At 61.3% G+C, this 19,768-nt stretch carries 18 protein-coding genes and 2 pseudogenes; 17 read left to right on the forward strand and 3 right to left on the reverse strand.

All coding sequences use genetic code 11. The annotated features are described in order from the left end of the window. Positions 1–44: 44 nt before the first annotated feature. The 3 genes from ACCO56_RS19500 to ACCO56_RS19510 all read left to right on the forward strand — a co-directional run bounded on the left by ACCO56_RS19500 (position 45) and on the right by ACCO56_RS19510 (position 2,639). Positions 45–875, forward strand: a complete 831-nt coding sequence (locus ACCO56_RS19500) for an ABC transporter permease (RefSeq protein ID WP_433642510.1) — start codon at positions 45–47, stop codon at positions 873–875. A gap of 2 nt (positions 876–877) precedes the next feature. Beyond that, entirely contained in the window at positions 878–1,708 is an 831-nt protein-coding gene (locus ACCO56_RS19505) for an ABC transporter permease (RefSeq protein ID WP_433642511.1), read from the forward strand. A gap of 220 nt (positions 1,709–1,928) precedes the next feature. Then, a complete protein-coding gene (locus ACCO56_RS19510; protein ID WP_433642512.1) occupies positions 1,929–2,639 on the forward strand; it encodes a nitroreductase in 711 nt (236 codons plus the stop codon). Between the two features lie 122 nt (positions 2,640–2,761). Here the strand turns inward: ACCO56_RS19510 and ACCO56_RS19515 are convergent. After that, positions 2,762–2,905 (reverse strand): annotated as a pseudogene (locus tag ACCO56_RS19515) (VOC family protein); the annotation flags it as partial. A gap of 141 nt (positions 2,906–3,046) precedes the next feature. Between ACCO56_RS19515 and ACCO56_RS19520 the strand changes: the two are divergent. From ACCO56_RS19520 to ACCO56_RS19545, 6 genes are all read left to right on the forward strand, one after another. Further along, positions 3,047–3,460 carry an MbcA/ParS/Xre antitoxin family protein gene (locus ACCO56_RS19520; protein WP_433642513.1) on the forward strand — a complete coding sequence of 138 codons (414 nt, stop codon included), beginning with the start codon at positions 3,047–3,049 and terminating at the stop codon, positions 3,458–3,460. Beyond that, positions 3,454–4,167 carry an RES family NAD+ phosphorylase gene (locus ACCO56_RS19525; protein WP_433642752.1) on the forward strand — a complete coding sequence of 238 codons (714 nt, stop codon included), beginning with the start codon at positions 3,454–3,456 and terminating at the stop codon, positions 4,165–4,167. Before ACCO56_RS19520 ends, ACCO56_RS19525 begins: the two co-directional genes overlap by 7 nt. 299 nt (positions 4,168–4,466) lie before the next feature. Next, positions 4,467–4,754: a hypothetical protein gene (locus tag ACCO56_RS19530; protein ID WP_433642514.1), complete on the forward strand. Its 288-nt coding sequence runs from the start codon at positions 4,467–4,469 to the stop codon at positions 4,752–4,754. Positions 4,755–4,836: 82 nt separating this feature from the next. Next, positions 4,837–7,143, forward strand: a complete 2,307-nt coding sequence (locus tag ACCO56_RS19535) for a hypothetical protein (protein ID WP_433642515.1) — start codon at positions 4,837–4,839, stop codon at positions 7,141–7,143. A gap of 64 nt (positions 7,144–7,207) precedes the next feature. Continuing rightward, positions 7,208–7,498 (forward strand): hypothetical protein, encoded by a 291-nt coding sequence (locus ACCO56_RS19540; protein ID WP_433642516.1) that lies wholly within the window; start codon positions 7,208–7,210, stop codon positions 7,496–7,498. An 18-nt stretch (positions 7,499–7,516) separates the two neighbouring features. Further along, positions 7,517–9,259 carry an adenylate/guanylate cyclase domain-containing protein gene (locus tag ACCO56_RS19545; protein ID WP_433642517.1) on the forward strand — a complete coding sequence of 581 codons (1,743 nt, stop codon included), beginning with the start codon at positions 7,517–7,519 and terminating at the stop codon, positions 9,257–9,259. Between the two features lie 17 nt (positions 9,260–9,276). On the opposite strand, the gene ACCO56_RS19550 is transcribed toward ACCO56_RS19545, so the two are convergent. Together ACCO56_RS19550 and ACCO56_RS19555 are read right to left on the reverse strand one after the other, a co-directional pair. Continuing rightward, on the reverse strand, positions 9,277–10,248 hold the full coding sequence (locus tag ACCO56_RS19550) for a DMT family transporter (RefSeq protein ID WP_433642518.1): 972 nt from the start codon (positions 10,246–10,248) through the stop codon (positions 9,277–9,279). Positions 10,249–10,519: 271 nt separating this feature from the next. Further along, positions 10,520–12,022 carry a glycosyl transferase family protein gene (locus ACCO56_RS19555; RefSeq protein WP_433642519.1) on the reverse strand — a complete coding sequence of 501 codons (1,503 nt, stop codon included), beginning with the start codon at positions 12,020–12,022 and terminating at the stop codon, positions 10,520–10,522. A 101-nt stretch (positions 12,023–12,123) separates the two neighbouring features. Between ACCO56_RS19555 and ACCO56_RS19560 the strand changes: the two genes are divergently transcribed. The 8 genes and pseudogenes from ACCO56_RS19560 (at position 12,124) to ACCO56_RS19595 (ending at position 19,721) form a co-directional block, all read left to right on the forward strand. Continuing rightward, entirely contained in the window at positions 12,124–14,271 is a 2,148-nt protein-coding gene (locus tag ACCO56_RS19560) for a TonB-dependent receptor domain-containing protein (RefSeq protein WP_433642520.1), read from the forward strand. 56 nt (positions 14,272–14,327) lie between these two features. After that, positions 14,328–15,248 (forward strand): siderophore ABC transporter substrate-binding protein, encoded by a 921-nt coding sequence (locus tag ACCO56_RS19565; protein ID WP_433642521.1) that lies wholly within the window; start codon positions 14,328–14,330, stop codon positions 15,246–15,248. A gap of 156 nt (positions 15,249–15,404) precedes the next feature. Beyond that, entirely contained in the window at positions 15,405–16,331 is a 927-nt protein-coding gene (locus tag ACCO56_RS19570; protein ID WP_433642753.1) for an ABC transporter permease, read from the forward strand. Between the two features lie 19 nt (positions 16,332–16,350). Then, the gene (locus ACCO56_RS19575; RefSeq protein ID WP_433642522.1) at positions 16,351–17,313 is read left to right on the forward strand and encodes an iron chelate uptake ABC transporter family permease subunit; all 963 of its coding nucleotides are present in this window, start codon (positions 16,351–16,353) and stop codon (positions 17,311–17,313) included. Beyond that, on the forward strand, positions 17,310–18,065 hold the full coding sequence (locus ACCO56_RS19580; protein WP_433642523.1) for an iron ABC transporter ATP-binding protein: 756 nt from the start codon (positions 17,310–17,312) through the stop codon (positions 18,063–18,065). The genes ACCO56_RS19575 and ACCO56_RS19580 overlap by 4 nt, the downstream gene beginning before the upstream one ends. A 42-nt stretch (positions 18,066–18,107) precedes the next feature. After that, entirely contained in the window at positions 18,108–18,398 is a 291-nt protein-coding gene (locus ACCO56_RS19585) for a DUF2218 domain-containing protein (protein ID WP_433642524.1), read from the forward strand. A 297-nt stretch (positions 18,399–18,695) separates the two neighbouring features. Then, a pseudogene (locus ACCO56_RS19590) lies at positions 18,696–19,169 on the forward strand (helix-turn-helix domain-containing protein); the annotation flags it as partial. A 6-nt stretch (positions 19,170–19,175) separates the two neighbouring features. After that, on the forward strand, positions 19,176–19,721 hold the full coding sequence (locus ACCO56_RS19595; protein WP_433642754.1) for a helix-turn-helix domain-containing protein: 546 nt from the start codon (positions 19,176–19,178) through the stop codon (positions 19,719–19,721). The last annotated feature ends 47 nt before the right edge of the window (positions 19,722–19,768 follow it).

Raw genomic sequence — 19,768 nt, forward strand, 5'->3', positions numbered from 1 at the left:
GATAGCACATAGTGATATCAACTTCCCGAACACCTGAGGCCGCAATGATCGCCAACGGACGTCCCAGCCTGCTGCCATCACTCGCGCTTTTTGCAGTGCCAGCCGCGCTCGTCGCACTCTGCCTGTTCGTGTTTCCAATGATCTTCATCGCGTCTTACACTGTTGGCGCGGAACGGGGCCTTATGGACGGCTTGCGCGAGGTCGCCGGGTCGAATCTCGTTTTCCGGGTGTTCCTGAACACGGTGCACATCAGCCTCACGACCGCCGTCGTCAGTGTGCTCCTGGCTTATCCGGTGGCGCTGCACGTGATGCGTCAGAAGAAGCTCTGGAAAGCTGTGTGCCTGACACTGGTCCTGGTGCCATTCTGGACCAGCATCCTGGTGAAGAGCTACGCCTTTATCATAATTCTCGGCGAACGCGGGGTGATCAACACGGCCTTGCGAGCCTGGGGGTTGGAAGGTCTGGACATGATGTTCAACCGCTTTGCGGTCATCGTCGGCATGAGTAACGCGCTTATTCCCTTTGCGATTTTTCCGATTCTCGCCAGCCTTTCGGCGCAGAATCAGTCGATCCAGGCCGCGGGGGAGGTGATGGGCGCTTCGCCGACGCGGGTCTTCTGGTCAATCACCTTCCCGCAAAGCTTGCCAGGCGTGCTGGCCGCCCTCCTGCTCTGCCTCGTTCTGTCGATGGGGTTCTTCGTCACCCCGGCTCTGCTCGGCGGGCGCCAGGACATGATGATGGCGAACGTTATCGACCTATACACGCGCGAGGTCCTGGATTGGCAAAGCGCCTCGATCATAGCGCTCCTGCTGCTACTGTTTTGCGGCTTGTTAGCCGGCGTGATTCTGAAACTGCAACTACGGGTGGGACGCTAGGAATGACGGTAACGACAGCGAAAGGACGCGTTTGGAGCGGGCGTTTGCCATGCGCTTCGACCGTGCTGGCAATCCTCGTTTACGCCTATCTGGTCGTGCCCAGCCTGGTGGTCATGCCAATCTCGCTGTCGGAAGCCGGCGAGTTCACGCTCGATCGGGCACGCCTGTCGCTAAATCTTTTCCGGCAGTTCTTCGCCTCCGAGGCTTGGATTACGGCGCTGTGGAACAGCTTCCAGATCGCGATCGCGGCGTCGGCTCTGGCCACGCTCATCGGAATACCCGCCGCTTACGCGTTTGCGCGAGGGCGGTTCTACGGCCGCTCGACAGTCCAGATGCTGGTGATCTCGCCGATGTTCGTGCCTGTCATCGTTATTGCGCTCGGCCTCTATTTCCTGGCTGCGGCGACCGGACTGCAGGGGCGGTTCGCCACTCTGGTCCTGGCCCACGCCATGTACGGCCTGCCCTTTGTCGTGATGCTGGTGCTCAGCGGCATGACCCAAGTCGATCCAGCTCTCGAGAAAGCGGCGATGCTGATGGGCGCCTCGCCGCTGCGCGTCTTCGTCCAGATCGTCCTGCCGCAGCTCAAGATCTCGATCTTCGCAGGCTTCCTCTTTGCCTTCTTGGCGTCATTCGACGAGGTTGTCATCGCTTGGTTCCTGAACGGGCCGTCTACGATCACGCTGCCAGTGAAGATGTACAGCAGCATCATGTGGGAGAACACGCCCGTGATTGCCGCCGTGTCGACCATGTTGACGGTCCTCTCCTTCGCAGTCTGCTTGCTGACGATGGTCCTAGGCGCAAATCCTGGTGCGAAGAATACCGACGCACCATGACAGCCGTCGCGCGGCTCGTTCGGCCGCGTCGGCCAAATGTCTTGGCTGTCGGCTGTGTTCGCCAATTCGGCGAAAGGGGTCATGGGAGCGGGCATCCCTTTGGTTCGACCGCAGCGACCATTCCTTTGTTCCGACCTCACGGCATTTTCGGCCAGCTCAGCGCGGTTCAAGGCTGACCGCATTTCTGGGCACTCGTCCGTCAATTGGAGAAACGAACCAGATGGAAACCGTCAGACAGGAAGCAAGCAGGGAATCAAGCGACTATACTGTCTTCGACCGACTTGCCGAAGCGCGTCGCAGCTGTCGTGCTTTCTTACCCGACCCATTGCCGGAAGAAATGATCGGTCGGGTCCTCAGAACGGCACAACGAACTCCATCCTGGAACAACGCCCAGCCCTGGCAACTAATCATCACACGTGGCAAAGGCACGGAACGATTCCGTCGGATGATGCAGGCCAAAGCTGTTTCTTCCGACGCTTCCCGACGCGATTTTGCGTTCCCTCGCGAGTATGCGGGAGAATATCTGACGAGACGCCGTGCCTGTGGCTTTCAGCTCTACGCGGCAGTTGGCATCCAGCGTGGTGACAAAGAAGGCTATGCGCGCCAGACGATGCGCAATTTCTCCTTCTTCGATGCTCCCCATGTGGCCATCGTAACCAGTGAGGAGGCGTTGGGCGTATATGGCGCCGTCGATTGCGGAGGCTACGTCTCGCATTTCATGGTGGCGGCCCAGTCGCTTGGGATAGGCACGATCGCGCAAGGGGCCCTTGCCGAATATGCCGCCGACATCCGCGAACATTTCAACTTGCCCGACAACCGACGGGTGGTCTGCGGCATTTCGTTTGGATGGCCCGATCACTCCCATCCAGCGAACAGCTTCGCGACGGAACGAGCCACGCTATCGGAGGTCGTCACATGGGTCAGCAGTTAAGGAGGTCGTCTTTGAGCCGCCTCGATCTCTTTTCTGCAGGCAACCACTGAGCTGCCGGACCAACTGGCGATGGGCTCGCGCTACATTTAGCTCCACGAATTCGGGGCGTCTCCGCGGTCGGATCAACCGCGCCGCACTGCCACGATCGCGGCCACGTCGATTTCCTTCATGGTCATTACGGGATCAAACGCGCGCTTTGCTTCGTCGCCGCCAGCCGCCAGAACCTCGGCCAGGACACGCGACGTGATTTGCCAGAAAAAATACCATCCCACTTGTCCTTACGCCGTACGCGCTCCTAGGTGGCCCGAAGGGCCAGATGAGCGAGGTGGGCCGCGAAGCGCGCCGATATGCCAATGTTGTCAAATGGCAGCAAATAGCCTATATACTGCCATTATCGGAGACTCAGCATGTCAGCCCTGTTGCCGTTGGACACCGCCGCGCGGGATTTCACGCCGCAACCCATCACCGACGGTGAGGCGGCGGCGATGTTCCGAGCTGCCGTCAATCTCTTCCGGCTGTGGAACCTCACCGACGAAGAGGCTGCGACGCTGCTCGACCTGCCCGTCCGCACCTACCGGCGCTGGAAGGCGGGCGAGATCGGCCGCATCGATCGCGACGGGAAGGCGCGGCTCTCCAATATCATGGGCATCCACAAGGCGCTGCGCATCATCTTCCGCGAGCCGCAGCGCGGCTATGCCTGGATCGGCGCCCCGAACGAGGCTTTCACAGGCCGCTCGGCCCGCGAGGTGATGCTGGGCGGGGAACTGACCGACCTGATGCGGGTGCGCCGCTATCTCGACGCGGAGCGCGGCGGCTGGTGAAACCGGCGGAGATCCCGGTTTCCGATGTCGCCTGGCGCGGCGCGGTGCGGATCATCCGCTCGAGCTTCCCGCCGATCGATCTTTTCGAGGACATCGCCGACCCCGCCGACTGGCCGCTCCTTATCTCGGCCGAGATGAAGACCAACCCGCGTCTCATGGAGACGATCGGCAATCTCGATCTGGTCCCGCCGGAGCGGCGCGTTTCCGGCCCCGGTGCGAGCTATCTCATGGCGCCCTTCACCCATGTCAGCACCGACCGGCCGAGCCGCTTCAGCGACGGAACTTTCGGCGTGCTCTATGTGGCCGCGGATTTCGAGGTGGCCCTCTTCGAGACCATCCATCACCATGCCCGCTTCATGGCGCGCACGGCGGAAGCGCCCGGCTGGACGTCGCAGTTTCGCGAGATCGTGCTCGACGTGGAAGCCCGCCTCCACGACGTGCGCGAAGGCGACGAACGCTACGCGCCGCTTCTCCACCCCGACGACTATTCGGCCGGCCAGGCGCTCGGCCGCGCGTTACGACAAGTAGCTTCGAACGGCATTGCCTATCCAAGCGTGCGCAAGAAGGGTGGCGAGTGCGTCGGCCTCTTCTATCCCGACTGCGCCTCCTCTCCCGTCCAGGGCCGCCATATCGACTATCACTGGAACGGCTCGCGCGTGGACCTCTATCGGGATGCGAGCAGCGGGCAGGTGTATCGCATCGTGTGAGGGTCGGCCCGCACCGCAAGGCGACACCCTACAATCCTGTTGCCCGCTACAGCGCATCTCGATCTTTCAGAGCGCGTCGCGTGAATCCTTTTTCACGCGACGCGCTGTAGAGGCTCGTCAGACTGCGAGAGAAAGAGACGAAATCGGCGGAAAAGGGAAATCTTCAGATAAGATCGAACATAACAAGAGACGATCGTTCTTGATCCATCTCGGAAATTACAAAAAATCATTTTGACGATTCTTGGTTCATGGCCAACCAAAACTGGAGTATCATCTCCTTCTCCTAAGCGGAGCCGTCCATGGCAGAAGTTGCACTTCATTTCCAGGAGGGGTTTTCTGGTGAAACAGTCCAGATCCTCGTAAACGGCGAACCAATCGGCGAACGGTCGCTCAAGACCCGGAACCAGATCGGACTTGCCCATATGGAAACGATTGAAGTCTCTTCCGGCGACCAGATTGAGATAAAGATCGCTGGTCTATCTGGTGCAAAAGTAAAAATTGTCTATGCCCCCTCATCCATTAAGATAAATTTGGTCGACAAAAAACTTATTGTAGAGCAGACCAACGAAGAATTGCGATATCTTTAGAGACGCCACATAATTATAATTGTCACCGCTCCCTCCCGCGAAGACGACTCGAGCGGCGTCCCAATCTCAATTGGAGATCATCATGGCTACTCTAGACAAGCCAGCGGCTCGCCGCGGCAAGAAGAAATCTTTGCGTCGAGAGACAATCGGTTCTGCCGCGGTACTCGACGACGCACGGCATCCAGATTTTGTGAATGGCATCATCGATGAGGCCGCCGGCTCGATCGGGGCTTTCACGCCGAATCCGGACGATCCGATCACGATTCCAGGAATCCCCGGCAACATTCCGGGTCTGCCGATACCCGAAATCCCAACCCTGCCGGTGCCGCTGAACATCTGCGGCCCGCTAAGCGGCCGGTACAAGCGCGTCTGGCCTCCCATCCTGCAGCCGATGCCGACACCGGTCGGCGGCGCAGTCCCGATCCTGCCCGCGCTCACCTTCTGGACCGTGCGCGTCGACGTCGATCGCTTCTACCCGCAAAAGCGCATCAGCATCGAGGCATCCCGCCTGTTTCCCCGCAAGCTGGAACATGTCATCGCGGAAGTGACGCTGGACAAATGCCAAGGCTTTTTCAGACGTCGCATCGAGGCGAATATCACCTACCGCGAGGGGGACAGCGGCTTGATTCCGGAAGGCAAGCTGGTGTTCGAAGCCAAACGGGCATCGGGCAGCCTGGGCTACGGCTCCTATCAATTGTCGTTTCTGCAGAGCGACGGGACCGTCAAGAAGTTCGATCTCACCTTTCATTCCCCACAATTCGACGACGTCGAATTCGAGGTGGACCAGGTGGCGAACGCCAGTCCGGTCGTCACCAGCTACGACACCGGCTCGCATCCGAACCGGCCGGCTTCGCTGGCACTCGAAACAATCACTCTGGAGACGACGTTCCGACGCGCCGGCTTCAACGTGTCCATGTCGCCGAACGCCTCGACGATTCCGATTGCCGACGCGGGCGCGAATGGCACCTGGAGCGATGCCGAAATGCATAATGCGATGGTGACCTATTGGTCACGTTTCGCAGACAAGCCACAATGGGCGATGTGGGTGCTGTTTGCCGCCCGTCATGACATCGGCCGCGATCTCGGCGGCATCATGTTCGACGATATCGGGCCGAACCATCGCCAGGGCACGGCCATCTTCACGGACAGCTTCATCGTCGACGCACCGGCGGGCGACCCCAACCCGCAAGCATGGATCAACCGAATGATCTATTGGACGGCCGTGCATGAGATGGGGCATGCCTTCAACCTTGCGCATGCCTGGCAAAAGACGCTTGGCAGTCCGTGGATTCCGCTCGCCAACGAGGAGAATTTGCGCTCCTTCATGAACTATCCATTCAGGCCACCGTGGAATCAGCACACCTTCTTCAGCGGGTTCGAGTTCCGTTTCTCGGACAGCGAATTGCTCTTCATGCGCCATGCGCCACGACGATTCGTGCAGATGGGCAACGAGAACTGGTTCGACAACCACGGTTTCGAAGCACCGCCGCGGGATCCGGGCCAGAGCTTCGAATTGAAGCTGCGTCCGAACCGCGACATCAATTCGTTCGACTTCCTCGAGCCGGTGAAGCTCGAACTCAAGTTGACGAACACGTCTGGTTCGGCGGTCACTGTCGATGCCGCCTGCATCGCGGATGGCGACCACGTCGCACTGCTGGTACAGCGCGACGGCGGCGTGACGCGCCGCTGGCGGCCCTTCGTGACGCACTGCGACAAGCCGGAGTTCAAGCCGCTGGGCAGCGGCGAATCGCTTTACGCATCCCATTTCGTGGGCGCTTCGACGCAAGGCTGGCTGATCGACGAATCGGGCTTCTACACGATCCAGGCGGCAGTCGATATCGAAGGCGAGATCGTCGTCTCCAATCCGCTCCGGATCTATGTGGGCCCACCGGCTTCGAAAACCGAGGAGAAGCTGGCGCCGGACTACTTCAACGAGGACGTTGCCCGCGTTCTGGCCTTCTATGGAGCGCCGACGTTGGACAAGGCAAACGCTGTGCTGCGCAAGGTGATCGATGAGGCTCCATCCAACCCGGCCGCAACACATGCTGCCGTGGCGCTGAACGATCCCGCCAAGGATCGCTTCAAGGTGCTGGAGATCGGAGCCACGAACGGCGACCTGCAGATCCGCTCGTGCGACCCGCAGGTCGAGAAGGTGATGGCATCGGAAGGCTCCGTTCTTGTCGACAGAGCCGACGAGGCAGCGAGGACGATGGGCCACATCGACTACCGCAAGAAAGCGGAGAGCCTGGCGACAGCACTGGCCAAGGCCGACGACAAGGATGCCGCGGTGAAGGTGCAGAGGACAATGGTCGAAACGCTTGCCAAGCGCGGCGTGCTGGCAAGCATCGTTGCCTCATCGAAGCGGACGCTTGAAAAGCTGCAAAAGTAGGCTGTCCGCCCTCTTCAGGAGCCCGCCGCCGGCGGGCTCCGTCCTGCGTTAGGCGGCCGGCGACATGCGCGAAAACAAATACTTAAATTGTGTCGGCCGAATCCGATTGTCGGCGACACGCATCAGCAGCCGGTCCCGCCTTCCGATACAAGGCTCGAATGGCATCGCCCGTCCCGGCACGCCATACGACGATGACTTTATTTGCTTCACCATCAGCCTCGACAAACCTCGCGCCTCCTCCGAACACGCGAACTACAGAAAGAAAAAGATCTATCCAGGTATTGTCGAGCTTAAGCTTGTTAATAATCAAGTCTTACCCTTGGCGCAAAAGCGGGGTAATCTGATTTTTCTTTGAGGACAGCAAAGCGATCCTATGGAGCGCCGCCTGACAGCGATCCTCGCCGCCGACGTCGTCGGATACGCCGCGTTGATGGAACGCGACGAGGCGGGAACGTTCGAACGGCTGAGGGCCGGCCGGAAGGAATTGTTCGAACCTGAAATCGACAAGCATCACGGCCGTATTTTCAAGCTGATGGGAGACGGGTTGCTCGCCGAATTCGCCAGCGTGGTGGGCGCGGTGGAATGCGCCGTTTCGCTACAGCGCGGCCTTGCCGATCGCAATGCCGGGCTGCCGGAGGAGGAGCGCATCCATGTGCGGATCGGTATCAATCTGGGCGAGGTGATCGTCGACGGCAGCGATTGCTACGGGGATGGCGTGAACATTGCCGCGCGTCTCGAACAGCTCGCCGATCCCGGCGGCATCTACGTCTCTGCCAAGGTGGTGCAGGAGGTCGAGAGAAAGCTGGCCTTCGCTTTCGAACCCATGGGCCACCACCGCGTCAAGAACCTGGCCTCGCCGATTTCCGCTTTCCGCGTCGTCCTGGATGGCTCGGCCAGTGCCCGCCCTTGGCATGAGCCAATGACGGTGCCCAGCAAACCCTCGGTCGCGGTGCTACCCTTCGCCAATTTGAGCGGAGGTGCCGAGCAGGAATATTTCGCCGACGGGCTCGTGGAGGACGTGATCACCAACCTGTCCAAGATTCCCAGCCTGTTCGTCATCGCGAGGAACTCGACCTTCGGCTACAAGGGAACGGCGGTGGATATCCGCAAGGTCGCCCAGGAACTCGGCGTCCGCTACGTGCTTGAGGGAAGCGTTCGCCGAGCCGCGAACCGGCTGCGCATCACGGGGCAATTGGTCGAAGGGAGCACCGCGACCCATGTCTGGGCCGACAAATTCGAAGGCCCTGTTGAAGACGTCTTCGAATTGCAGGACCGGCTCACCGAGAGCATCGTCGGAGCCATCGAGCCGTCCATCCGGCGAGCCGAGATCGAACGGGCACGCAGCAAGAGGCCCGACAAGCTGGATGCATACGACTTCTATCTGCAAGCGCTACCTCACGCCTACGCCAATACCCCTGCCGGCAATGATCGCGCGCTGCGTCTCTTGGAGGAGTCCCTGCGGCTTGACCCAACCTACGCAAGCGCTCACGCCTTCGCTGCATGGTGCCGCGAGCAGCGGTTCCTGCGTGGGGGCTTTCACCCCGAGGACAGGGCCGCGGCCCTCGAGCATGCTCGGGTCGCGACCGGCGCTGGAACCGACGACCCACAGGCTCTCTCTATCGGGGCCTTCGTGCTCGGCAACATTGCCCACGATTACGAGAGCGCGATCGTGTCGCTCGACCGGGCGATCGAGGCGAACGGAAACTCGGCCCTGGCCTACGGCTTCAGCGCCCTTGTGAACGCTTTCATTGAACGTTATGAACGGGCGAGTGACCATGCCCTGAAGGCGCTCCGCCTAAGCCCATTCGACCCGCTGAACTATCATCCGTATCTGGCGCTGGCTCATGTCCATCTCTTTACCGATCGCCCGGCGGAAGCTGTCGGTTACGCCAGGCTCGCGATCCAATCGAATCCCGGCTTCACCCTGCTTCACGCGGTGTTGACGGTCAGCCAGGTGGAATCCGGCGATCTCGATGCTGCGCGCGCGGCCGCCGGACGGCTGCTGGAGATCGCGCCTGCCTTTACGATCGACGGCTTCGCCCGTATGGGCGTCTACCACCAGCGCCAGATGGAGCTTCTGGCAGCCGGCATGCGAAAGGCCGGACTTCCAGATTGAGGCCCGCGGCCGCCCCCTCAGGCTTTTGCCGCCTCCACCCTGGTCTTCGGCTTGAGCAGGATGATGAGAAGCAAGCCGGCGATGATGAGTGCCGCGCCTTCGAGATGATAGGGTTGCAACCGTTCGCCGAGGATCAGATAGGCGAGCACGGCGATGAAGATCGTCTGGATGTAGAGAAACACGCCCGCCCGGCTCGCACCCAAGGCCTCGATGCTGCGATTGAAGAGGTAATACATGAGTGCCCCGCCGGGGATCGCCACATAAGCGAGCGCGATCAGCCCGCTACGGTTGAGCGTCGAGCGTTCGTCGGCGGCGAGCTCGAAGAGGTAGAAGGGTAGAGCCGTGAGCACAGCCGCCCCGAGAAGCAGCACCAGGAGCGGCAGGCGCTCCACCTCGAATTTCGCCCGGCGGAGCAGGACGGTATAGAGGCTGAAGCAGAACGCGCCGGCGACGATCCACAGTTCCCCGGGATTGAAGTCGAGACGCATCAGCGCCGCCGGGCTGCCCTTGATGATGATGACCACGATTCCGAGGAAGGCCAGGATCGACCCTATCGCCTGCCAGAGTCCCATCGGTTCGGCGAGGATCACGCGGGCAAGGATCATGGTGATGATCGGGATCAGGGCGATGATGATGCCGGCGGTGGTGGCATCGGCATGTTCGAGGCCGACAAAGATCATGCCCTGGCAGATCGCCAGTCCGATGCCGCCAATGGCAAGCAGTTCGAAGGGCCGAGCCCGAACCAGCGCGGCCATGTCGCCGAAATGCCGGTGCACGATCGGCAGCAGGATCGCGCAGGCGATCAGCACGCGCCAGAAGCAGAGCGCCCAGGGCGGCATCTCGGAAGACACCCATTTCGCGGCGATGTAGACGCCGGCCGACAGCAGCCAGCAGAGGACCGCCACGGAATAGGCGGCTGCAAGCGAATCGCCTGCTGCCTGTCCCGTCCCGACTGTGTCGCGATGAACCGCCAACACATTTATCGCCATGGCTCCACTATGCCACAATGCCCCTGAGCTGCACAGACGAAGGCGATAGCGCCTGAGGCATTCCATGGATGGGAAGCCCTTGTGGCCGAGCCGCCATTAAGCGGATCGTTGCCTCGGTGAAGATTTTTCGATGCCAGCCGTGGCGCTACGGTGGGCGGCTGGGCCTGTATCGGCTCGCGTTGGAAAAGCCTTTACCAAACGTCGGGCCTCCGAGCATCGGGCAGCGGAGGCGGATATCCCTCCGGTCGCTCGTGGAATCAGCGATTCAGCCTCAAACCCAGGAGGCAGGCGACCGCCGTTCGGACCAGAGTCGGGATGCTTCCTGCTTCAGATTGGACCATTCGGCCAGCGGCGCTTTTCTCAAGGTCATGAGCGCGAGGGCGGCGGTATGCACGACCGTGTTGATCGGCGCCTCGTCACGTGCCTGCCCGAGCCAGATCGCCTTCCAGTACTCAAAGCTCGACAACTCGATCGGACGTCCGAGCGTATCCGCCTTGGACGCGGGGACCAGGATTTCCGAGGGCGCACCGGCGATGCTGCGAAGGATCGCCGTCGACCGGAGAGGAGTCATCTCGGCCACGTCGCGGTTGGTGCACGTCACCGAAAGGTTTTCCCACCCCAGCAACCCTGCTGCTTCGCGGGGAAGATCCTTGTGGGCGGATCGGAAAGCACCCAGCATCAGCGTTCGGGCATTAAGCGGGTTGATGAGATGTACGGCCTGGTTGAGCGGGGAGCGCATCTCGAAGAGCCGATAGAGACCGATCAACGCTGTCAGTTGGTCCGAAAGGGTCGGGAAAGGCAGGAATGCGATGCCTTGCCGGGAGATCGCCGCCTTCGCTTTCTCGATGCCGTCGGCCACCGGTATGCCGAGAAACCCCGCCGCCGTTCCCAGCCCCTCGCCTTCGGTCACGAGACCGGTCCCGCCGTGAACCAGGACCCGTACACCGGCATGGCTGACGAGCTTTGCGGCCATCATGAACCAGGGTTGAAGCGGAATTTTCGGAGAGAGATATGCCGGCCAATCGAGCTGCAATTGGTCTCCCGGTTCCGCAGACACACCCAGGTGCTCACGCAGGGCAAGCGCCATCCCGGCCAATTCCGGAGCGGTGGCGTGGCGAAATTGGAGGACGGCAAGCAAAGCCCCGACCTGGATAGGATCCGCGCGACCGGCAAGGATATGCCCGAAAGCCTCCTCGGCTTCGTCCATTGTCAGCGGGCGGGAGCGCCCTGCCCCCATGCCGATCGTCGCAATTGCCTTGGCAAGCCGTTGCCGAGGCTCTGCACAGAGCCCGATGGCATTGAGTTTTGCAGCAAATTGTTTTGGCGTCGGTCCTCCGATATCGATAACGGGAGCCAGCGATAAAGACGGCGCCGCCGAAACCGGAAGCCTGTTTGTCCCTCTCGCCGCCTTCTTGGGCGTGTCGGATTCGTGAGCCTGCAAGAGGTCCGATGCCTCCTCGACCAGGGCGCGGATGCGCAACCGAAGCTGCTCGGCGAACACGGTCGGCACCATTCCGCGACCAGTCTTGCGAAGAATCGGGTCGCCATAAATCTCGCGTATCTGCTTGAGCAGACGGCTCATCGCCGGCGCGCCCAGGCCCATTCGCTCGGCCGCCTGGCCCACCGACTGCTCTACAAGCAAGGCGTCCAGCGCTACCAGCAGGCGCAGCCGCGATAAAGGCGAGGCCTCTCCCGAAGTCGGGCGTTCGGTCTGGTTTTCCGTTTCCGCCCGACGTTTATCACCTGCGGTGGATACTGTTCGTCCGATTGGCATCTTGCAGTTTTCTGAATTTGGAATGGCTCAAAAACACGCCGATTGACCCTCGGTTCCTGCTACATAAGAAGACTCCATTACTCAAGTTTTGGATAGGTGAGATGGGGATCACTTTCGAGGCATCGATCGTAGCAGGGCGCCGGGGGACGCTGCTTGGCACCTGCGCGCTCATCTTGTGCTGTGGGCAGGCATGGGCGCAAACCGTTGCGCAAGCGCAAACAGCCGCGCAAACCGACGAAGAAGCCGCCGTGGATGCCTCCGGCGCTACCCAACTGGGACAGATCGTCGTCACCGCGACGGGTTTCGAGCAGAACGTCAAGGATGCTCCGGCTTCCATTACGGTCGTCACCCGCGAGGAACTTGAAAGGGGCAGCTTTCGCAACCTGACCGACGCGTTGCGCGAGGTTCAGGGCGTTACCGTCACGGGCGTCGCGAACGAAAAGGACATCTATATCCGCGGCCTGCCCGGCCAATACACGCTGATCCTCGTCGACGGCAAGCGCCAGAGCACGCGCGATGCGCGCACCAACGGCAATGCAGGCTTCGAACAGAGCTTCGTACCGCCGCTCTCCGCCATCGAGCGGATCGAGGTCGTGCGCGGACCGATGTCGTCCCTGTACGGCTCTGATGCGATGGGCGGCGTCATCAACATAATCACGCGCAAGGTCAGCGCCGAGTGGATGGGCTCGATCACAGCCGACGCCACCCTGCAGGGCGACAAGAAGTTCGGCAACTACGGCCAGCTCTCGTTCTACGGCGCTGGCCCCCTCATCAAAGACAAGGTCGGCCTGCAGGTGTGGGGACGCGGCATGCGGCGGGAGGAAGACGCTTTCCTGGCCGGAATCACCGGGTCTGAAGAAAGAGATATCACGGGCCGTTTGACGTTCACGCCGAACGAAGATCATGACATCCTGCTCGAGGGCGGCACGACCCGCGTGAGGCGTGAAGCCAATCCCGGACAGACGCTCGCGGAAACGGCGAACGGCACCTATAACCACAACGATCGCGACCATTGGTCCATCACCCACACCGGCCGATGGGGCTGGACGACGTCGGAGTTCTCGCTCTCGCAGGAATGGGCGGAGCGGACCAACTTCACTTGGACGCCAAAGCAGAGTGCTTTCGTCGAGAATGTACGCTCGCCGGAGATCCGCAACACTGTGCTCGACGGCAAGTTCATCACGCCTTTCAGCGCCGTCGGCGATCATACCCTGACGGTTGGCGGGCAGGTGTTCGACGCGAAACTGACCGACCAGAATCCCGGTAAACGGGAGGGCGTGGACGAGACTTTCGGCGCGCTGCAATGGGCGCTGTTCGCCGAGGACGAATGGCAGATGACCGAAACTTTCGCGCTGCATGGCGGCCTGCGGTACGACAAACATGAGTTCTACGACGCGCAGGTTAGCCCTCGGCTCTACGGCGTCTGGAACCCCCTGGAGCAGCTGACGGTAAAAGGTGGCGTTTCCACCGGCTTCAGAGCGCCCGACATTCGCAGCATTTCGCCGGGCTATGCCTACACCACCGGCGGCGGAGGGTGCTCCTATGAGGGCGGAACATGTGGCGTCATCATCGCCGACCCGAATCTGAGGGCCGAAACCAGCACCAGTTACGAGATCGGCGCGATCTGGGACAACTATGCGGGCTTCACGGCCGGAGCGACCTACTTCTACACCACCTTCACGGACAAGATCACCAATGCTCTCGTGCTTGACGAAAATGGCGGCTACGTCCGCTGGGAGGACGACCCGAACTACCGCCTGTGGTACAACTACAATATCGACGACGCCGTCATCCAGGGCGTGGAACTGACCGCAAGCTGGAACGTGACGGACACTATCAGTCTTCGCGGCAACTACACCTACACCCACTCGCGTCAGAAAACCGGTGACTTCGCAGGCTTTCCGCTTGCCCGCACGCCGGAACACGCCGGTAGCCTGCGCGCCGACTGGATCACGCCCTTCGACGGATTGCAGGCGTGGGGCCTGGTCACCTATCACGGCGAGGAAATCGCCTCCGGGGCACGCATCGGCAGCAACGGCACGCCGGTCGTGATCGATGGTAAGGCCGGGCGCAAATACGACGCCTATACCACCCTCGACGTGGGCCTTTCCTACACCTTCGGCGAGAATGACAATGTCGTGCTGAACGGTGCCGTATACAACGTCTTCGACAAGCAGCAGGACGCCACCGACTTCAATACCGTGGGCGAAGGCCGGCGCTTCTGGGTAAGCCTGACCACCAATTTTTAGTATTGCAGCGAGAGCGGGCCTCAAATCCCGCCGCCGCTCCAGACAAGGATAGATCCATGATCAATCGCCGCACGATATTCAGTGCCACAATCGCAGTGGTCGCCATGTTCGTTGTTCCGGCATCCGCCCTGGCGGACGAAATCCGCATCGAGCACGCCAAGGGCGAGACAGTGCTGCCCGACCGGCCCAAAAAAGTGGTCGTCTTCGATCTCGCCACCCTCGACACGCTGGATGCTCTCGGTGTCGAGATCGCCGGTGTACCGAATGCGAAATTTCCCGCGTATCTTTCGAAGTATAGCGGCGATGCCTATGCCAAGGTGGGCTCGCTCTTCGAACCCGACCTCGAGGCGATCAATGGACTGCAACCCGATCTGGTCATCGTTGGCGGACGTTCGAGCGCCAAATACGACGCAGTGGCGGCTGTCGCTCCGACGATTGACCTGACCGTCGACCCCGGCAACTTCGTCGCGAGCGCCAAGAAGAACGTCGACACGCTGGCGGTTCTTTTCGGCAAGGAAGCCGGGGCCAGGGAAAAGCTGACTGAACTCGATGAAGCCATAGCAGAAACCCGCGAGGCGGCCGCGAGCGCAGGCAAGGGGCTGATCGTGCTGACCACCGGCGGCAAGATGAGCGCCTATGGGCCGGGCTCCCGCTTTGGGGTCCTGTATTCGGACTATGGCGTCACGCCGGCTCGCGAAGACCTCAAAATCTCCAACCACGGGCATGCCGCGTCGTTCGAGCTCATACTGGAAACCAATCCTGACTGGCTGTTCGTGATCGACCGAGATGCGGCGGTGGGACGTGAAGGCCAGTCAGCGGCCCAGTATCTCGATAACGAGCTCGTCGCGCAGACGACCGCATGGAAGAACGGACAGGTCGTTTATCTCAACCCAGCCAACTGGTATCTGATCGGCGCTGGCCTGCAAGCCATGCAGCAGAATGCGGAGCAGATCGGCAAGGCGCTTCGCAAGGAATAGGCGAGACGTCATCGCGTCATGCCCGGCTGCCCCGCCCTTCCCACGGTGTGGGCAGCCTCTTTTCACGCAGGTCGAATGAAACCCACGCAAAGGCTCCAGGTCACGAGGCACGGTGCAGAGCGCATCTGGCTCTGCGCGGCGGTGATTGCCTTGCCGATGCTCGCCGCGACGAGCCTGTTCGTGGGGGTAAGCAATGTCTCTATCGGAACACTCCTTTCCGATGACACCTCGGCCCACGCGGCACAAGTGCTGATCATCAGCCGCGTGCCTCGCACGCTCGCGCTGTTGCTGGCCGGAGCCGGAATGGCGGTTGCAGGCGTAATCATGCAAATGCTCGCACGCAATCGCTTCGTCGAGCCTTCGACCGCCGGGACCGTGGAATCCGCGAGCCTCGGCATCCTCGCCGTCATGCTGCTCGCGCCGGACATGCCGGTGTTTGCGCGGATGCTGGTCGCATCGCTCTTCGCATTGGCCGGGACATCGCTCTTCCTGGCCATCCTGCGCCGTATCCCGCTGCGCTCGGTTCTGGTCGTGCCGTTGGTCGGCATAATGCTGGGCGGCGTCATTAGCGCGGTGGCGACCTTCTTCGCCTATCGATACGACATGCTGCAATCGCTCAACGCCTGGACCACCGCCGATTTTTCGGGGGTTCTGCGCGGCCGCTACGAACTGCTGTGGATTTCCTTTGCGCTGACCCTCACCGCCTATGTGGCTGCCGACCGTTTCACGGTTGCGGGAATGGGCGAAGCTTTCGCGACCAACATCGGATTGAACCACCGGCGCATAGTTGCCCTGGGTCTGTTTATCGTTTCGATGGTTACGGCAGCCGTCGTCGTGACGGTCGGCATGATCCCGTTCCTGGGTCTGATCGTGCCCAATGTCGTCAGCCTCGCAATGGGCGACAACTTGCGGCGCTCGCTACCCTGGATCGCAGTCGTTGGCGCGGCATTCGTCCTGGTTTGCGATATCGTCGGGCGGCTCGTCCTCTACCCATACGAGGTGCCGATCGGCGCAGTCATCGGCGTGGTGGGGAGCGCTCTGTTCCTTTACCTGCTTCTTCGAAAGGGCGCCCGTGTCGGTTGAGGCTCCGGTTTTGCAGCGCTTGCGGCCTTCAGCCCTCGGGCCACGCGCCGTGCTGGTCGTGCTTGGTGTGCTGGCGCTCACGGCGATCGTCACCTTCATGACCCTCGGAGTGAACGGACGCTGGGATTTCGTCTTGCCTTTCCGCGGCGCCAAGCTGGCCGGCATGCTGCTCGTCGCCTATGCCGTCGCGACATCGACGATCCTGTTCCAGACCGTCGCCAACAACCGGATCCTGACGCCTTCCATCATGGGTTTCGACGCGCTCTACGGGCTGATCCAGACGGTGCTCGTATTCCAGCTCGGTTCGAAGCTCGTCGAGAGCATCGACCCGCGGCTGCTTTTTCTCGGCGAAGTCGCCGCCATGGTGATGTTCTCCGGGTTCCTCTACCGGTGGCTCTTCGCAGGCGAGCGGCGCAGCCTGCACCTCCTGCTGCTTGTTGGCGTGATCGTCGGCGTTCTGTTCCGGTCCCTCTCGGGCTTCCTGCAGCGTGTCATCGACCCGAACGAATTCGCCATCCTGCAGGACCGGCTGTTCGCAAGCTTCAACATCGCGCAGACCGATCTGCTCGGCGTGTCGGCATCGTTGATAGGGTTGGCCAGCGTCGTTGGATGCCGCATCCTTCACAGGTTCGACGTGCTGGCGCTGGGCCGCGACACCGCCGTGAATTTGGGCGTGGACCACACCCGGACCGTCTCGATCGTCCTGGTCATCGTCGCCGTGATGGTGTCGGTTTCGACGGCCTTGGTGGGGCCGGTCACGTTCTTCGGATTGCTCGTGGCAAGCCTCGCCTGGCAGGTGATGCCGAGCGCCCGCCATGTCCACATCCTGCCCGCTGCCTTTCTGATCGCGACGATCTGCGTGGTGGGCGGGCAGGTCGTCCTGGAACGCGTGCTCGCCTTTGATTCCGCCCTGAGCATCGTGATCGAATTCGTGGGCGGGCTCCTCTTCATCGGGCTGGTTCTGAAAGGTGCGGCTCGATGATCGACATCAAGCAGGTCTCGAAATCCTACGGCGACGAGCTCGTTGTGGACGGCGTAACGCTGACCCTGCCCAAAGGCGGCGTGACGTCGATCATCGGCCCGAACGGGGCGGGGAAATCGACGCTGATGTCGATGATCAGCCGCCTCCTCCCGATGTCCGAAGGCGAGATCAGCGTGGACGGCATGGACGTCACCCGGACAAAGGGCGATGTGCTCGCCCGAAGACTGTCGATCCTGCGCCAGGACAATCACCTGACAGCCCGGCTGACGGTGCGCGATCTCGTCGCCTTCGGGCGCTATCCTTATTCGAAGAATCGTCCCACGCCAGAGGACAAGGTTCACATCGACCAGGCTCTGGCGTTTCTCGATCTGGCGCCGCTGGCCGATCGTTTCCTGGACGAACTGTCCGGCGGCCAGAGGCAACGCGCTTTCGTCGCCATGGTGCTCTGCCAGGATACCGACTACGCCCTGTTCGACGAGCCGCTGAACAATCTCGACATGCGCCACGCGGCGGCGATGATGCGCATCCTGCGCCAGGCTGCCGACCGGTTCGGCAAGACGATCGTGCTGGTTCTGCACGACATCAACTTCGCCTCCTGCCATTCCGACTACATCGTGGCGATGAAGGACGGCCGTGTCGCTTTCCAAGGCACGCCCGAGGAGGTGATGCGCAAGGATGTGCTGACCGAGATCTTCGGCACGGAGGTCAGCATCCACGAAATCGACGGGTTGCGGATCGCGGTTTTTTACTAGCTCCTGCCACCCATTGTGAGAACGACCAGAAGGAACAATCCAATGATCGAGACGCAAACGCGTGTGATCACGCCCAACGGAGCAAAATACGCTCAGCAGCTTTGCAAGCATTTCGCGCACAAGATACCGGCGACGTTCAGCGACGGCCATGCAGAATGCCGCTTCGACGCCGGCACCGCTGTCATGGATGCCGATGGCGATGGGCTGACCATAAAAGTGAGCGCAACCGACTCCGGCGGAGCCGAACGCGTTCAGCAGGTCATCGAGAGCCATCTGCTGCGCTTTGCGTTCCGGGAACAACTCAGTGCCTTCCAGTGGGGCCCTATCCAGTAGTGCGATAGGCGGAAGCCTGCGTCAGCCACCGGAACGCCTCTGCTTGGCAGGGCAGCCAGCACGTTCACACGCGCAGTAAGGGCCATAGCTTCCCTCGCAAGCTTCCCGTCCCATCTCGGAGCGAAGGGTTTGGCACAGATTCTGCGGGATCTCGCCCGCCGACTGAGGGAAGCGACCACACCAGGGCTTGAAATATTGGCGTCGATGCGTTCCTTTCGCGGAACGATGGGCAAATCAACTGGCAGAGATAATCCAGGGCAAAGCACGACGGAGGGCGGATTGTTTCTCTCGACCGAGATGGTCGAGCCATCCCAGAGAACGGAGGCGTGGCGCGAAATCACGCGTCCTTTTTTTGAAACTTGCCCCAAGGCCAGAACCGGTTCGCTGGCAGGTTCGTTGACGTCACATGCCGTAGGCACGGTACTCATCGGACCGACGACGTTCAATCATCAGCAATATATCCGCGATCGACGGCTCCTTGTGCAAAGTGGCCTCGATCACTACTTCGTTCAGCTCTTCGTTGCCGGATCGTTGCAGGGAGATTGCGAAGGTATGGCGATCTCGGTCGAGCCGGGCGATATCTGCGTCTTCGATCTCGGCCGGACGTTCACAAGCCGTGTGACCTCGGGCTCGACGATCTCCGCCATCTTGCCGCGGGCCCGGGTAGACCGGGCTGCCAATGGACAGCGGCTGCATGGAACGGTTCTTAAAGACGGCGCGCCTGTAACACGACTGCTGGCCGATTTCTTGATCAGCCTTTCCAAGATTTCTGCAGGAATGAAGTGTGAGGACGCCTTGGCGGTCGAGGATGCGGCAATCGCCCTTCTCGTCGCCGGCCTCTCCAGGGTGAGGGCACTGGATGCCGTCGATGACCCCTCGCTCATCCACATTCTACGGCGGCGCGTTCTGGAATTCATCGACGCGAACCTTTCGCAACCCGAACTCGGCCCTGCCGCGCTGTTGCGGCGCTTCAACGTCTCGCGCGCCCATCTCTACCGGATGTTTGCGAATGACGGAGGCGTGGCAAAGGTCATTCGCGAGAAGCGGCTCGATGCGGCCTATCGCGAACTCACCAAACCCGGAAATTCGACCCGCTCGATCACCGAAATTGCCTATGGCTGCGGCTTCTCGGGCAACACGCAATTCCTGCGCGCCTTCCGCGCCCGTTTCGGCATGACGCCTACGGATGCGAGGCAGGAAGGCCTGCTCCTGGCGCTGGCCGACAGCCGTTTGTCCAGTCTGCAGTCGCGTTTTGCCGACTATGCGGAGCGGTTCTCGCTCTCCGCTTGGAACGCACCAGATTTCAGCCGAACGGTCTCCTGACGACGGGTTCCAGGTTGAGGTCTTCGAGGCCTCGCATTGGAACGTCG

Origin of the sequence: Mesorhizobium sp. 1B3 (assembly GCF_050958605.1) — a bacterium.
Classification (GTDB): Bacteria; Pseudomonadota; Alphaproteobacteria; order Rhizobiales; family Rhizobiaceae.

What these genes read in the sequence shown, in the direction of transcription:
- ACCO56_RS19500 (WP_433642510.1), top strand. Translation starts at nt 45, where the DNA reads ATGATCGCCAACGGACGTCCCAGCCTGCTGCCATCACTCGCGCTTTTT.
- ACCO56_RS19555 (WP_433642519.1), bottom strand. Translation starts at nt 12,022, where the DNA reads ATGCCAATCGGACGAACAGTATCCACCGCAGGTGATAAACGTCGGGCG.
- ACCO56_RS19510 (WP_433642512.1), top strand. Translation starts at nt 1,929, where the DNA reads ATGGAAACCGTCAGACAGGAAGCAAGCAGGGAATCAAGCGACTATACT.
- ACCO56_RS19520 (WP_433642513.1), top strand. Translation starts at nt 3,047, where the DNA reads ATGTCAGCCCTGTTGCCGTTGGACACCGCCGCGCGGGATTTCACGCCG.
- ACCO56_RS19570 (WP_433642753.1), top strand. Translation starts at nt 15,405, where the DNA reads ATGCTCGCCGCGACGAGCCTGTTCGTGGGGGTAAGCAATGTCTCTATC.
- ACCO56_RS19565 (WP_433642521.1), top strand. Translation starts at nt 14,328, where the DNA reads ATGATCAATCGCCGCACGATATTCAGTGCCACAATCGCAGTGGTCGCC.
- ACCO56_RS19580 (WP_433642523.1), top strand. Translation starts at nt 17,310, where the DNA reads ATGATCGACATCAAGCAGGTCTCGAAATCCTACGGCGACGAGCTCGTT.
- ACCO56_RS19550 (WP_433642518.1), bottom strand. Translation starts at nt 10,248, where the DNA reads ATGGCGATAAATGTGTTGGCGGTTCATCGCGACACAGTCGGGACGGGA.
- ACCO56_RS19540 (WP_433642516.1), top strand. Translation starts at nt 7,208, where the DNA reads ATGCGCGAAAACAAATACTTAAATTGTGTCGGCCGAATCCGATTGTCG.
- ACCO56_RS19585 (WP_433642524.1), top strand. Translation starts at nt 18,108, where the DNA reads ATGATCGAGACGCAAACGCGTGTGATCACGCCCAACGGAGCAAAATAC.
- ACCO56_RS19595 (WP_433642754.1), top strand. Translation starts at nt 19,176, where the DNA reads ATGAAGTGTGAGGACGCCTTGGCGGTCGAGGATGCGGCAATCGCCCTT.
- ACCO56_RS19530 (WP_433642514.1), top strand. Translation starts at nt 4,467, where the DNA reads ATGGCAGAAGTTGCACTTCATTTCCAGGAGGGGTTTTCTGGTGAAACA.
- ACCO56_RS19505 (WP_433642511.1), top strand. Translation starts at nt 878, where the DNA reads ATGACGGTAACGACAGCGAAAGGACGCGTTTGGAGCGGGCGTTTGCCA.
- ACCO56_RS19560 (WP_433642520.1), top strand. Translation starts at nt 12,124, where the DNA reads ATGGGGATCACTTTCGAGGCATCGATCGTAGCAGGGCGCCGGGGGACG.
- ACCO56_RS19535 (WP_433642515.1), top strand. Translation starts at nt 4,837, where the DNA reads ATGGCTACTCTAGACAAGCCAGCGGCTCGCCGCGGCAAGAAGAAATCT.
- ACCO56_RS19545 (WP_433642517.1), top strand. Translation starts at nt 7,517, where the DNA reads ATGGAGCGCCGCCTGACAGCGATCCTCGCCGCCGACGTCGTCGGATAC.